Below are 13,593 nucleotides of genomic sequence, written 5' to 3'. Positions count from 1 at the left end.
CATCTCACACGCTCAGCTTTTTTCTGAAGAGTTTGTCGTTAAAATAACTTAATGACTGGTTATAATCGTTTAACTTCTGCAACGTCATCTAACTGCTTTAATTTAGCTAATAAGCGCGTTAATGCTTCGTTATTGGCTATTTCCACTTTTATGGTCATGCTCATACTTTGTTTAGCGTTATCGGTATGACTTTCAATACCAATAATACTGACTCTTTCATTGGAAATAATCGTCGAGATATCTCTGAGTAAGCCTTGGCGATCACCACCAATAATGTTGATACTCACTTGATAACTTTTTTTGTTATTTATGCCCCACTGTACTTCTACTTCACGCTCTGGTTGCTGATTCAGTGCGTTGGCGAGCTGCTCACAGTCAACCCGATGCACTGAAATCCCACGTCCTTGAGTAATAAAGCCAGCGATTTCATCCCCTGGCACAGGATGACAACATTTTGCCATGTGAGTCAACAAGTTACCAACACCTGAAACGGTAATACCATTATTATCAGCAGCTTCTGTGTCAGCTTGTTGGGGCTGACGAATTAAGCTTTGCGGATCAATATCTACTTCAGGTTTTAACTTTTCGTCTTGCTGTTGTAAACAATGAACCACTTGTAACAAGCGTGTACTGCCTGAGCCTACCGCAGCAAATAAGTCATCTTTTGTCGTAAAATTAAAACGCTCTATCGCCGCAGAAAAATCAACTTTAGCCAAAGATAACTGTAACTTACCCAATGCAGTGTCTAACATCTCTTTACCGGCAGCAAGGTTTTTATCTCGGTCAAGTAAACGAAAAAAATGTTGTACCTTGGCCCGAGCACGCGGTGTATGAAGATAATTTAAACTGGGGTTTAACCAATCTCTACTCGGATTGAGTGTTTTGCTGCGCAAGACTTCAACTTGATCGCCGGTTTGCAAAAGATAGGTAAAAGGAACTATTCGACCAAATACTTTTGCGCCAATACAACTGTGACCAACATTGGAGTGAATATAGTAAGCAAAATCTAAAGGGGTTGCACCACTGGGTAAATCAACCACATCACCACCTGGGGTAAAAACATAAATACGGTCTTCAAATACTTGACTACGCAGTTCATCAAGTAATTCGCCACTTTCTGACACGTCTTCTTGCCATTGTAGGATTTTTCTTAACCAACTGACTTTTTCATCAAAACCTGAGGTTTTACCACTGGCATTACCTTCTTTATATCGCCAATGCGCTGCAACACCCAATTCTGCATCGTCATGCATTTGTTGTGTTCTGATTTGAATCTCTATTGTTTTATCTTCGGGGCCGATAACTACGGTATGAATTGATTGATAGCCGTTGCTTTTTGGTGTTGCAACATAGTCATCAAATTCTTTAGACAAATGCTTCCAACTAGTGTGCACTAGACCTAATGCGCCATAGCAACCTTGTAATTCATCAACAATAACGCGTACTGCACGCACATCAAATAGCTGTTCAAAGTCTAACGACTTTTGTTGCATTTTTTTCCAAATGCTATAAATGTGTTTAGGGCGTCCGCAAACAACACCTTTAATGTCAGACGATTTTAATTGCTTAGATATGTTATCAACAAATTCAGCCATATAGCGTTCTCTGTCGAGACGTTTTTCATCTAGTTCTTTGGCAATTTCTTTGTAAACCTCAGGGTGCAAGTAACGAAAAGAAAGATCTTCTAATTCCCACTTTAACTGCCCAATACCTAAACGATTGGCCAATGGTGCGTATATATTGCTGGTTTCTTTAGCCGCTAACACTCGGGTTTCTTCATCACTATCTTTTACCAAGCGTAGGTGGCATAAGCGTTCTGCAAGCTTAATAACAACGGCGCGAACATCTTCAACCATCGCCAAGAGCATACGGCGAATATTGTCAATTTGATTGGTATTGACTAGGCTAGATTGTGATTGCTGTAACGCCTTGATCGCTTCCATTTGGCTAACACCTTTGCACAGTAAATATATTTGTTTAGAGAAATTCTCTTTAATATATTCAAGGCTAATGCACTTATACTCATACAAAGGACAGATAAAAGCCGCGCATAATGAGTCGGTATCAAGATTTAAACCCGATAGAATTTCCACCATTTCTAAAGATTTAGTTTGGCAGGGGGTACTATCATCAAATAAATAATTTACCTTTTGATACAATTTTTCTAACGCTGCTTTTTTGTCATTGTCTAATTCAAGCGCCGCTAGCCATTGCTCAAAGCTTGCTTGTGACATTTGATGTGACTTACGCACAGAAACCATGGAACTCCCTACCTGTGATTCAATTTTTCAACAACGCTATAAGCTAAACATTAGCATAGTTTCAACATGCTTTGTTTGTGCAAACATGTCCATTAAGGCTATTTTTTCAATTTTATAACCGTGATCGATAAGTAATTTTGCATCACGGGCTAATGACGCCGGATCACAACTGACATAAAGTATCTGATTAACATTAAAGGCCAGTAATTGCGTTAACGCTTGATAAGCTCCGGCACGAGCAGGATCAAGTAAAACCTTAGTATACTTTTGTTTTGCCCAAGGCTGGTCTTGCCAATCACTGTTTAAATCCGCTTGATAAAATTGGCAATTGTGAATATCATTTTTCAGCGCATTTTCTTGGGCCTTCTCTACCATTACTGAGATGCCCTCAATACCGACAACACGACTGACCTTTTCGGCAATAGGTAAACTAAAGTTACCTAAGCCACAAAACAGGTCGAGCACAATATCGTTATCATTAAGCGCTAACCAAGTCAGCGCCTGCTCCACCATTTGCTTATTAACCAGATGATTGACCTGGATAAAGTTATTCACCGAAAATTCAATTTTTATTGCATCTGTTAAGGCATAAAACAAGGTTTTATCTTCTGTCAGTGGTGTAAGCTCATTACCGTCATCAAAGTAAACTAGCCATTGATTTTTATCAGCAAAATGTTGCCAAAGCTTTTTGTCTTGTGCCGTTGCTTTCACTAATTGTCGCACCACAACCACCTGCTCATTAGCCGCAATAATTTCAATATGACCGATGGCATTTTTACCTGACAACCTTGGCAGAAGTTCTTTTAGTTCAGTAAAAATATGACCAAATGCTTCGACGATTACTGGGCAAGACTTAATTTCAGTTAAGTGGCTGCTCTCGCGTTGACGAAAGCCAATAATCGGCGCGCCACGTTTATTATATTGCACACCAATTCTTGCTTTACGGCGATAATGCCATGGTTCATTGATAAGGTGACTCTGCCATGGCAGACTTTCATTGAGTGCTTGGCGAGCAAGTAATTGTGTTATTTTATCTTGCTTATAAGTTAACTGCTGCGAGTAGTCCATATGCTGTAAATTACAACCACCACACTGAAAGTAATGACGACACTTAACTTCTACTCGCGCTGCACTGGCGCTAATAACACGCAATAATTTTGCTTTTGCAAACTTACTTTTTTGCTCATAGACATTAACTTCAACCGTTTCATTGGGCAGTGCACCTTCAATAAAAATTGGGTTTTTACCCTGAAAGGCAACGCCGCAGCCTTGCTGATCAAGGTGGCTAACATTAACGGTTATGTGTTGCTGTATCGGTGCTTTTTTCGGGCTTGCTTTAAAAAAATTTGCCATAGCTATCTTAGTTTGCCATCAAGGAGCAGCATAAATTATCTCTTAGCTGCCATAGTGAACGATTACTATTTGGTATTAGTCTTAACTGTGCCATTATAGTGTTATTAACCCAATGATTTTACACTAAAGCTCAACAAAAAATGCATAAAATAAGCCTGAAAGATTGGGTAATTTTACTTACGGTCGTTCCTACGACCCTAATCAGTTTAGTTGTTGCTGGCTACTTATCCTATAGTCGCTATAGCGAACTCGATCAGTTTATTTATCAACGTGCCAATAGCATCATTTCTCCTCTTGCCATTAGCAGTGCTGAGCCATTATTAGCGAAAAAAAGAGATAGTTTAAGAACGCTGATAGGCTTTAGCCACCGTAGTCAATCCGACATTATAAAAAGCATCGCCATATTCACTGTCAACAACCAAGTGTTCGTCACCAGTGCTTATCACGGTGACACCCTTGCCATGCGTCTTAAAACCGGAGAAAGTTTGCCTAAACGTATTCAGTATGAAGACTTCGGTGATGACCTCATTTATCGCGCGCCCATTATTGACGAATTTACCACACAAACCAGTGACGACACTTTAGGCAGTAGTGTGATTGGCTATATCGCCATACACATTGACAAGAGTACGATTAGATATGCTCAGCAACAGTTGTTGATCACAGTATTTTTCATCTTACTTGCTGGCTTTATCATCAGTGCATTGTTTGCCTATAAACTCATTAATAGCGTTACCCGCCCGATATCATCAATGGTATTAGCGATAGACCGCATTAGAGAAGGAAAAATTGATAGTCGTATCAGTGGGCAACTTGTTGGTGAACTAAACTTTTTAAAAAATGGCATCAATACCATGGCGCAATCTTTAGGCACTTATCAAGATGAAATGCAACGTAGTATTGATCAAGCCACGATAGATTTACGTGAAAGTTTAGAGCAATTTGAAATTCAAAACGTCGAGTTAGATATTGCAAAGCGTAAAGCGCAAGATGCTAACAAGGTAAAGTCTGAGTTTTTGGCCAATATGAGCCATGAGTTACGTACGCCTCTTAATGGTGTTATCGGCTTTACCCGGCAAGTGTTAAAAACGCCCTTAAGCGACACTCAGCGCGATCACTTACAAACTATCGAACGATCAGCGGCCAGCCTGCTATCCATTATTAATGATATTTTAGACTTCTCTAAACTTGACGCGGGTAAAATGATCATTGAAAACATTCCATTTTCAATTCGTGAATCCATTGAAGAAACCCTGACGTTACTGGCACCCAGTGCCCATAAAAAGAATATTGAATTATCATTGCGCGTGAGCCCTCAATTACCTGACTCACTGATTGGTGACGCAATGCGTATCAAACAAGTGATGGTTAATTTAGCCAGTAATGCGATTAAATTTACTGATAAAGGCTCAGTGGATATTAACCTTGAAGGTCATGTTATTGGCAAAAATCGCTATAAAATTAAGGTAACAGTTCAAGACACGGGTATCGGCATATCAAATCAGCAAAAAAATTCAATTTTTGAAGCCTTTGGCCAGGGTGATAAAAGTGTGACACGGATTTATGGCGGAACTGGTTTAGGACTGGTTATCTCACAACGTTTAGTCTCAGAAATGCACGGTGGCATTGGTTTTGAAAGTATAGAAAATGAAGGTTCAAATTTTTGGTTTACCTTCCAGTGTGAAATAAACACCATACCCACTTTGCATTTACCTGCCCCTGAGAGTCTGACTGGTAAGGCAATATTGTATTATGAGCGTCATGCCGCAAGTCGTTTAGCAACCAGTGAAATATTAGCAAGTTGGCAAATGAAAACGACTTGTATTAGCCAACGCAGTGATATGGACGAACTACTGGCAAATAAAAAATTGCTCTCGTCATTCGACTTTGCTTTAATCGGCCATGACGTTACACCATCAGCGCTCAATGACGTGAAAAAATTTATATTTATCCTGAAAGATATTATTCCATCCATACATTTAGCCATCAATAGTAATTCACCTAGTTTACATGAGGCGTTAATTTCAAGTGGTGCTAAAACTTGTCTCAGTAAACCCATAACATTACAGCGCTTGAGAAAAACGCTTGCTCCAACAACCATTCGAGAAATCAGTAATTTAATGGCAGTATCAGAACAAAAAGTACCCATTAAAGTACTGGCAGTTGATGATAATGAAGCCAATTTAAAATTGATCAATGAACTGTTACTTGAACAAGTAACAGATGTCGTCACAGCCACCGACGGCGCTCAAGCAGTAGAGTTATGCCGACACGAGAAATTTGCTTTAATTTTTATGGATATACAGATGCCTATACTCGATGGCATTTCTGCTTTTGCTATTATTCGTCAACAAACACTTAATGAGCATACCCCAATAATCGCGGTGACCGCACATGTCTTTGGCGAAGAAAAAGATACATTACTCGACAATGGTTTTAACTCCTTTATTACAAAGCCAATTGATGAAGCCATGCTGCATCATAGTATTTATGAGTATTGTGATTCAACATTACTCGCTTATCACCCTAAACTTGTTGCTCCAACACCTAAGGCTATTAACGATTCTAAGTCAAAAATTATTGATTGGAAACTGGCATTACAAAGAGCAGGACAAAAAAAACTGTTAGCCAAAGATATGTTTATTGGCTTGGTCAACAGTTTGCCAGAAAGCAAGGCAAACATTTCTGAAGCGCTTATCTCTCAAGATATTGAGCAGTTAAAAGTGTTAATACACAAGCTTAACGGCGCTTGTTGTTACTCTGGTGTACCCAGTTTAGGGAAAGTGACTCATGAACTTGAAACAGAATTAAAACGAGATATTGGCCTAGATGATCTACAGCCAGAATTTTTTGAATTTTTTGAACAAATAGATTTGGTACTAGAAGAAGCTGAAAATTTTATCAACAATATTGAAGTAGGTAGTGAAAATATCACTAGATTAAACTAAGGTAAACAAGGTAAATCGTTAACGAATTTTTATAGTTGGCGAGGTATTAATCTCGCCATCTTCAGTAATCACCGCAATACTTGAGTCAGACCTTAATACGGCTAAGCTATGCCCTTCATTATTGCGAATAAAACTGAGTTCATAACCAAACCTCCCCAAACTACTGGCAGAAAACTTTTGTGCCAGTGAGAGTTTAGACCACCATATTGATTGCTCAGGTACTTCTTTTCGCCTATTAAGAATAGGATTTTTTTGCGACGGCATATCAACTCCCCAATCCACATCTACTGGTAAAAAAATTCATTTAGCCTAATAAGAGTATAGGGTATATATAATTGCCAAGTCATAATTTATCAGTGACTTTGTCACATGCCGTTACATACTAAGCTTGCTGTCATTAACTATGTTGATAATACAACAAAAGCTGTGGCATATTTCACTTCATCAGAAAGTGATATATGCCATGTAGTAGCACCTAGGTTTTCAGCTAGCATTAACGCCTGCAAACTAAGCTCAAGTGTGGGTTGCCCAGACGCTAATGACACAATATCAAAATGTTGAAACGAAACACCGTTAGCAATACCGGTGCCAAGCGCTTTAGCAGCGGCTTCTTTGCCAGCCCAGCGCTTAGCCAAAAAACGCTCAGGTTGTTTTAACGTAAGATAATGCTGATACTCACCAGACGTTAAAATTCGCTTGGCTAAGCGTTGCTGCGCATTTTCAGACATTTTAGCAATGCGCCGAATATCAACTATATCAGTACCAATACCCACAACTGACAAACTTTAACCCTCCGAAGTACTAAGTTACCCTAAAGAACGTGCTTCTAGCATTAAACGCTTCATATCTCGAACCGCTTTGTCTAAACCGTCAATCACTGCACGGGCGATAATAGCGTGGCCAATATTGAGCTCAATTATTTCGGGTATCGCCGCGATTGGCTTAACATTGAAGTAATTAAGCCCGTGACCTGCGTTAACTTTTAAGCCTAAACCATCAGCGTACTCAATGCCTTCAACCAAGCGCGCAAGCTCTTGCTGTTGCTCTTCTTCGCTTGCTGAATCAGCATATTGACCAGTATGAATTTCGATATAAGTGGCTTTACTGAGTACGGCTGCATCAATTTGTTTTTTATCGGCATCAATAAATAAACTGGTTTGTATACCCGCATTTGCCAAGCGAGCTACAGCGGCGTTAATTTTATCTTGTTGCCCAGCAACATCTAATCCACCTTCCGTGGTTAACTCTTCACGTTTTTCCGGCACTAAACAACAAAATACGGGTTTAACTTCACAGGCAATATCCAACATTTCGTCGGTGACGGCCATTTCAAAATTCATCCGTGTATGTAAGGTTTGCTTTAGTACATAAATATCTCTATCTTGGATATGGCGACGGTCTTCACGTAAATGCACTGTGATACCATCAGCACCAGCATGCTCGGCTACAGAAGCCGCATAGACAGGATCAGGATAATTAGTGCCACGTGCTTGTCTTAATGTGGCAATATGGTCTACGTTTACACCTAATAAAATATCTTTCATATACAATCTCTATTATGTTTACTGGATTAAATGTTTACTGGATCAATTTTAACACTTTACATCACTAAGTTTAACGCTTTAACTTAGAAATTTAATCATGGCTTTGCTATGCTTTCTTACTAAAGAGTTTTCGGCTATTGAGCGGTACACCATCAAGTAAATGATTAATCACTTGTCTCATCAAAGCTTTAAAGGTATTGAGCACTTCTGGTGTCGATAAATCACGTTTGGCAATCGCTTGTAAATGCCAACGATTATAACAAGGCTGCTTTAATTTTGTATAAGCTGGGATAAAGCCTTCGTCTGGTAAGTAATAGAAGCCCTCTGCACTATGCTCAAATACTAATGAGAAATCAAAAGAAAGACCCAGTTCATCCATCAGCATCAATTCAAATTCTCGCAAACAAATCTCAATATTGCTCGCTTGTGCTAAAGCTTCTAAGCTCATTTTATATTGCTGAAAAAGCGCCTCGCAAGCAATATTTTCGCCAAGCAGCTTAACCAATAATTCATTAATATAAAAAGCACTGAACAAGGCGTTTTTCTTTAAAAGAAAAGATTTTCCAATCGGCTCAACTCGAATTAAGCTCTTTAAGTTGTATTGCCCTTTCAAGGTCACTTTAATCGGTAGAAAAGGTTGTAATAGGGCCTTACGACTCGACTTTGTTGAATGACCGACATAACTTAACGCCGCTAGTTTGCCGTCATGCTCAGTTAACAGATCAATTAGCAGCTGATTCTCTCGATAAGGTCGACTATGGAGCACAAAAGCTGACTGCGTAGTTTCTAGCATCTAGATTCCAAGTTAGCCCAGTGGCATTTAAGCACTGTTCAGAAAGCGAAAAATAAAATTTTTATTGGCTCAGGTAACAGTTACAAACTAAACCTAAATACCTAACTCTATGTAGGCGAGGCTTAATCAACTACTTTGTGAATAGTAAATTTAGCCCGCATATATCAAACTAACCTGAGTAATCGTCGCCATAGCCTAAGCTTCTTAATGCACGTTCATCGTCTGCCCAGCCTGATTTAACTTTCACCCAAGTCTCTAAAAATACTTTACGTTCAAATAGGTTTTCCATATCACGTCTTGCTTCTTGGCCAATAACTTTCAGTTTTTCACCCTTATTGCCAATAACCATGCGCTTTTGGGTCGTTCTTTCGACTAAGATCAGCGCGTTAATATGCAAGATGCCTTTTTCATCAATCTTAAATTGTTCAATTTCAACTGTTGTTGAGTAAGGTAATTCATCGCCAGTAAAGCGAATTAGCTTTTCACGCACAATTTCAGAGGCCATAAATCGACTTGAGCGATCGGTAATATAATCTTCTGGAAACCAAAATTCTGCTTCGGGTAAGGTGTTAAGGCATATTTTTTTAATCGCCTCAACGTTATCACCTTTACTCGCTGAAATCGGCACAATATCAGCAAAATCGTGCATAGCACCTAGCTTCTGTAAATGCGGCAACAAAGTGTCTCTGTCCGGTATATTATCAATTTTATTAACTACTAATACACAGGGAGCACCGCTGTTTTTAATTTTGGTCAGTACCATTTCATCGTCACTTGTCCAATGTGTACCTTCAACTAAAAATACTACAGTACCAACTTCTGCCAAGGTACTACTGGCCGCACGGTTCATTAAACGATTAATAGCCCGCTTTTCTTCTGAATGTAGGCCAGGGGTGTCAACTAAAACCGCTTGATGATTACCTTCGGTTAAAATACCTAATATTCTATGACGTGTGGTCTGTGGTTTACGTGAGGTAATACTGACCTTTTGGCCAAGCAAAGTATTTAGTAATGTTGATTTACCAACATTTGGGCGGCCAACAATGGCAATAAGACCGCAATAGGTTTGTTCTGTTGTCATAATCTAGTTATCAACTTAAATGTCAAACAAGCTATTAAGCTTGTTCTATTAATTCTAAAACCTGCAAAGCGGCTGATTGCTCAGCTTTACGTCGGCTACTACCCTTAGTAATCACTTCCTTCACAACTACGCTTGTTGTGCAACGCACTGTGAACTGCTGATTGTGTGATTGCCCCGTGGTATTAATTACATCATATTGTGGCAAAGGAATTTTTCGTCCCTGCAAATACTCTTGTAAACGTGTTTTTGGGTCTTTTTGTTCATTGCCTGGCTTGATGTCGCTTAAGCGCTGTTCAAACCAGCTGAGAATTAATGCCTGACATGTAGGTAAGTCGGCATCTAAATAGACAGCACCTATGATGGCTTCAATGGCATCTTCAAGGATCGAATCTCTGCGATGACCACCACTTTTTAATTCGCCAGGTCCTAAAATCAAATATTGACCTAGGTCAAAGTCTCGACCCACCTCAGCTAAAGTAACACCTTTAACCAAACTTGAACGCATACGCGTTAAATCGCCTTCGGCCTGCTTTGGAAATTTTTGATATAAGGACTCTGCAATAACAAAACCTAAAATTGAATCACCTAAAAACTCTAGTCGCTCATTATGAGCACCTTTAGCGCTTCTATGCGTTAATGCTTGTAATAATAGTTTTGGCTCTTTAAAACTATAGCCAATTTTTTTATAAAGCCGCGCAATCGCGGCAGGAGTATGTAACACAGTTATTCAATTCCACCGATTCGAGAAAAACGCACGTTGGTTGGTATCCAGTGTGGTATAAAGCTGTCGGGTGTACGATCAAAATCAAAACTCATCCAAATAGCAACCGCTTCACCGACTAAATTTTCTTCTGGCACAAAACCCCAAAAACGTCCATCTAGGCTATTATCCCGATTATCGCCCATAACAAAGTAATGACCTTTAGGCACAAAAAACTCATTCGCTTGTGTACCGCTTTGCTGAAAGTAATGCTGTGTGCGCGGTAAAATTTGCTCATTGACTAAGAAGTCATGTGTTTTATCAGCCATGGTTGAGGTGTAACGCGTTAACGGCATACCCTCATCGTTATAATCGGTTTTATTTTTAAAGGTTTGTTTTACTTGCTCAAAATCAGGACATTTTGCATCAGAAGCCAAACAGGCTGGTTTGATATATAAAACTTTATTTTTATATATCACTCTATCGCCCGGTAAACCTATCACACGTTTGATGTAATCAATTTGTGGATCTCGTGGGTATTTAAAGACCACAACATCACCACGATCTGGCAAGCCAACTTGAAAAAATTTATTACGTACTACGGGATCGCGCAAACCATAGTTAAACTTATTAACTAAGATAAAATCGCCATCAAGTAACGTTGGCATCATAGAACCCGAAGGTATTTGAAACGGCTCATAGATAAACGAGCGCAGTATCAACACAAAAGCAATAACCGGGAAAATTTGTACCGAAGTATCAACTAATGCTGATGGCTCAATTAATTTAGCCACAATGTTTTCGCTTAAAGGTGATGCACATTGAGCTTGCGCATCTGCTAACTTAAGCTGACGTTGCGGTGCTAAATAAAACTTATCAGCTAACCAAACAATGCCGGTAATTGCGGTAATAATGACTAAAAATATTGAAAAGTAAACTGCCATATTATTCCTATCTTTTAATAATTAAACTAATACCAGGTTGACTACTTAAATGCTCTACTCTTTCATTGAACAGATCATTAATCAACTGGGTATTCTTATTTATCCAATTTAAGCACAGCTAAAAACGCTTCTTGTGGTACTTCTACATTACCCACTTGTTTCATACGTTTCTTACCATCTTTTTGCTTCTGTAATAATTTTTTCTTACGAGAGATGTCACCACCATAACATTTTGCGGTAACGTTTTTACGCAGCTGTTTGACCGTAGTTCGAGCGATAACATTATTACCAATGGCAGCTTGAATAGCGATATCAAACATTTGTCGATGAATTAACTCTTTTAATTTTTCAACTAGCATACGACCACGGGGTACAGAATTAGCGCGATGAGTGATCATAGCTAACGCATCAACTCGGTCGCTATTAATCATCACATCAACACGGACCATGTCAGCCGGTTCAAAACGAACGAAATTATAATCTAATGACGCATAACCACGACTGGTTGATTTTAACTTATCAAAAAAGTCCATCACCACTTCTGCCATCGGTAATTCATAAGTTACCGCAACTTGATTACCGTGATAGATAATATCTTTTTGCACACCACGCTTTTCAATACATAAAGTAATAACATTACCTAGATGCTCTTGAGGTACTAGAATATTCGCTTGCACTATCGGCTCACGAATTTCTTCAATATTATTTGTTGCTGGTAAATCGCTTGGATTATCAATAGAGATGACATCGCCATTGGTACAAACTATTTCATAATTTACCGTTGGCGCTGTTGTGATCAGATCAAGATCGTATTCGCGAGCTAGACGCTCTTGCACAATTTCCATGTGCAACATGCCCAAGAAACCAATACGGAAACCAAAGCCTAGTGCTGATGAGTTTTCAGGTTCAAAAAACAAAGACGCGTCATTCAAGCTAAGTTTATTTAAAGCATCACGGAAGTTTTCATAATCTTCTGAACTGATCGGGAATATACCGGCGTAAACTTGTGGCTGAACTTTCTTAAAGCCCGGCAAAGCCTTTTGCGCTTCTTTTTTAAAGATAGTTATTGTGTCGCCTACCGGTGCACCGTGAATTTCTTTAATACCCGCAACTATAAAACCGACTTCACCCGCTTTTAATATACCGGTCGGTTTTTGTTTCGGTGTAAAAATACCCACCTTGTCAACAATATGATGTTGTCCTGTCGACATCACCACCATTTTATCGCCTTTTTTAATTTGGCCATTCATAATTCGAACCAAGGATACTACGCCTTGGTAGTTATCAAACCACGAATCAATAATAAGTGCTTGCAGCGGTGCATCCGGATCACCTTCTGGAGGTGGAATATTCTCAACAATAGTTTCTAGTACGTCTTCAATACCTAAACCGGTTTTAGCCGAACAGGTCACAGCACCCGTAGCGTCAATGCCGATAATATTTTCAATTTCTTCACTGACACGCTCAGGATCGGCTTGTGGCAAATCAATTTTATTTAGAATAGGGATGACTTCCAGTTCCATCTCAAGTGCGGTGTAGCAGTTAGCTACTGTTTGAGCTTCAACACCTTGACCGGCGTCAACAACCAGTAAAGCACCTTCACATGACGCTAATGAACGGGAAACCTCGTAAGAAAAGTCGACGTGACCTGGCGTGTCGATAAAGTTGAGTTGATACACTTCACCGTTTTTTGCTTTGTAGTCTAAAGTAACACTTTGCGCTTTTATGGTAATACCACGTTCGCGCTCAATATCCATAGAGTCAAGTACTTGGGCTTCCATTTCACGTTCTTGTAGACCGCCACAATGTTGAATTAGGCGATCTGAAAGCGTTGATTTACCGTGATCAATATGGGCGATAATAGAAAAATTTCGAATATGTTTCATAAATGGGAAGTCAAATAAGTTTATAGTTAATTCAATAATGGTGAGATTTTAGCGAATTTAGCGCGCTGGGGCTATCTTTTGTT

11 protein-coding genes are annotated in these 13,593 nt (G+C 39.3%); 1 reads left to right on the top strand and 10 read right to left on the bottom strand.

The genetic code is table 11. The features are described from left to right. Window positions 1–59: 59 nt before the first annotated feature. Both relA and rlmD read right to left on the bottom strand, forming a co-directional pair. Complete coding sequence (gene relA / locus H4J59_RS08780; protein ID WP_182238610.1) at window positions 60–2,261, bottom strand: GTP diphosphokinase; 2,202 nt, start codon at window positions 2,259–2,261, stop codon at window positions 60–62. 36 nt (window positions 2,262–2,297) lie between these two features. Continuing rightward, window positions 2,298–3,614: a 23S rRNA (uracil(1939)-C(5))-methyltransferase RlmD gene (gene rlmD, locus H4J59_RS08775; protein ID WP_182238608.1), complete on the bottom strand. Its 1,317-nt coding sequence runs from the start codon at window positions 3,612–3,614 to the stop codon at window positions 2,298–2,300. A gap of 140 nt (window positions 3,615–3,754) precedes the next feature. On the opposite strand from rlmD, the gene barA reads away from it, so the two are divergent. Continuing rightward, complete coding sequence (gene barA / locus H4J59_RS08770) at window positions 3,755–6,562, top strand: two-component sensor histidine kinase BarA (RefSeq protein ID WP_182238606.1); 2,808 nt, start codon at window positions 3,755–3,757, stop codon at window positions 6,560–6,562. 18 nt (window positions 6,563–6,580) lie between these two features. On the opposite strand, the gene H4J59_RS08765 is transcribed toward barA, so the two are convergent. The 8 genes from H4J59_RS08765 to lepA form a co-directional block, all read right to left on the bottom strand. Beyond that, a complete protein-coding gene (locus tag H4J59_RS08765) occupies window positions 6,581–6,826 on the bottom strand; it encodes a hypothetical protein (protein WP_182238604.1) in 246 nt (81 codons plus the stop codon). 137 nt (window positions 6,827–6,963) lie between these two features. Further along, window positions 6,964–7,344, bottom strand: a complete 381-nt coding sequence (acpS, locus tag H4J59_RS08760) for a holo-ACP synthase (protein WP_182134933.1) — start codon at window positions 7,342–7,344, stop codon at window positions 6,964–6,966. A 24-nt stretch (window positions 7,345–7,368) separates the two neighbouring features. Then, on the bottom strand, window positions 7,369–8,106 hold the full coding sequence (gene pdxJ / locus H4J59_RS08755) for a pyridoxine 5'-phosphate synthase (protein ID WP_182238602.1): 738 nt from the start codon (window positions 8,104–8,106) through the stop codon (window positions 7,369–7,371). A 106-nt stretch (window positions 8,107–8,212) separates the two neighbouring features. After that, window positions 8,213–8,899, bottom strand: coding sequence for a DNA repair protein RecO (gene recO, locus H4J59_RS08750; protein WP_182238600.1), 687 nt, complete (start codon window positions 8,897–8,899; stop codon window positions 8,213–8,215). 169 nt (window positions 8,900–9,068) lie between these two features. Continuing rightward, on the bottom strand, window positions 9,069–9,980 hold the full coding sequence (gene era / locus H4J59_RS08745; RefSeq protein WP_182134927.1) for a GTPase Era: 912 nt from the start codon (window positions 9,978–9,980) through the stop codon (window positions 9,069–9,071). A 34-nt stretch (window positions 9,981–10,014) separates the two neighbouring features. Beyond that, window positions 10,015–10,701, bottom strand: coding sequence for a ribonuclease III (rnc, locus tag H4J59_RS08740; RefSeq protein ID WP_310649779.1), 687 nt, complete (start codon window positions 10,699–10,701; stop codon window positions 10,015–10,017). Window positions 10,702–10,703: 2 nt separating this feature from the next. After that, the gene (gene lepB, locus H4J59_RS08735; protein WP_182238598.1) at window positions 10,704–11,624 is read right to left on the bottom strand and encodes a signal peptidase I; all 921 of its coding nucleotides are present in this window, start codon (window positions 11,622–11,624) and stop codon (window positions 10,704–10,706) included. A 95-nt stretch (window positions 11,625–11,719) separates the two neighbouring features. Next, window positions 11,720–13,510: a translation elongation factor 4 gene (gene lepA / locus H4J59_RS08730; protein ID WP_182189904.1), complete on the bottom strand. Its 1,791-nt coding sequence runs from the start codon at window positions 13,508–13,510 to the stop codon at window positions 11,720–11,722. Window positions 13,511–13,593 lie beyond the last annotated feature (83 nt).

This window comes from Colwellia sp. MB02u-10 (assembly GCF_014077185.1).
In the GTDB taxonomy this organism is placed as follows: domain Bacteria; phylum Pseudomonadota; class Gammaproteobacteria; order Enterobacterales; family Alteromonadaceae; genus Cognaticolwellia.
This window is presented reverse-complemented; position numbering and strand designations above follow the sequence as displayed.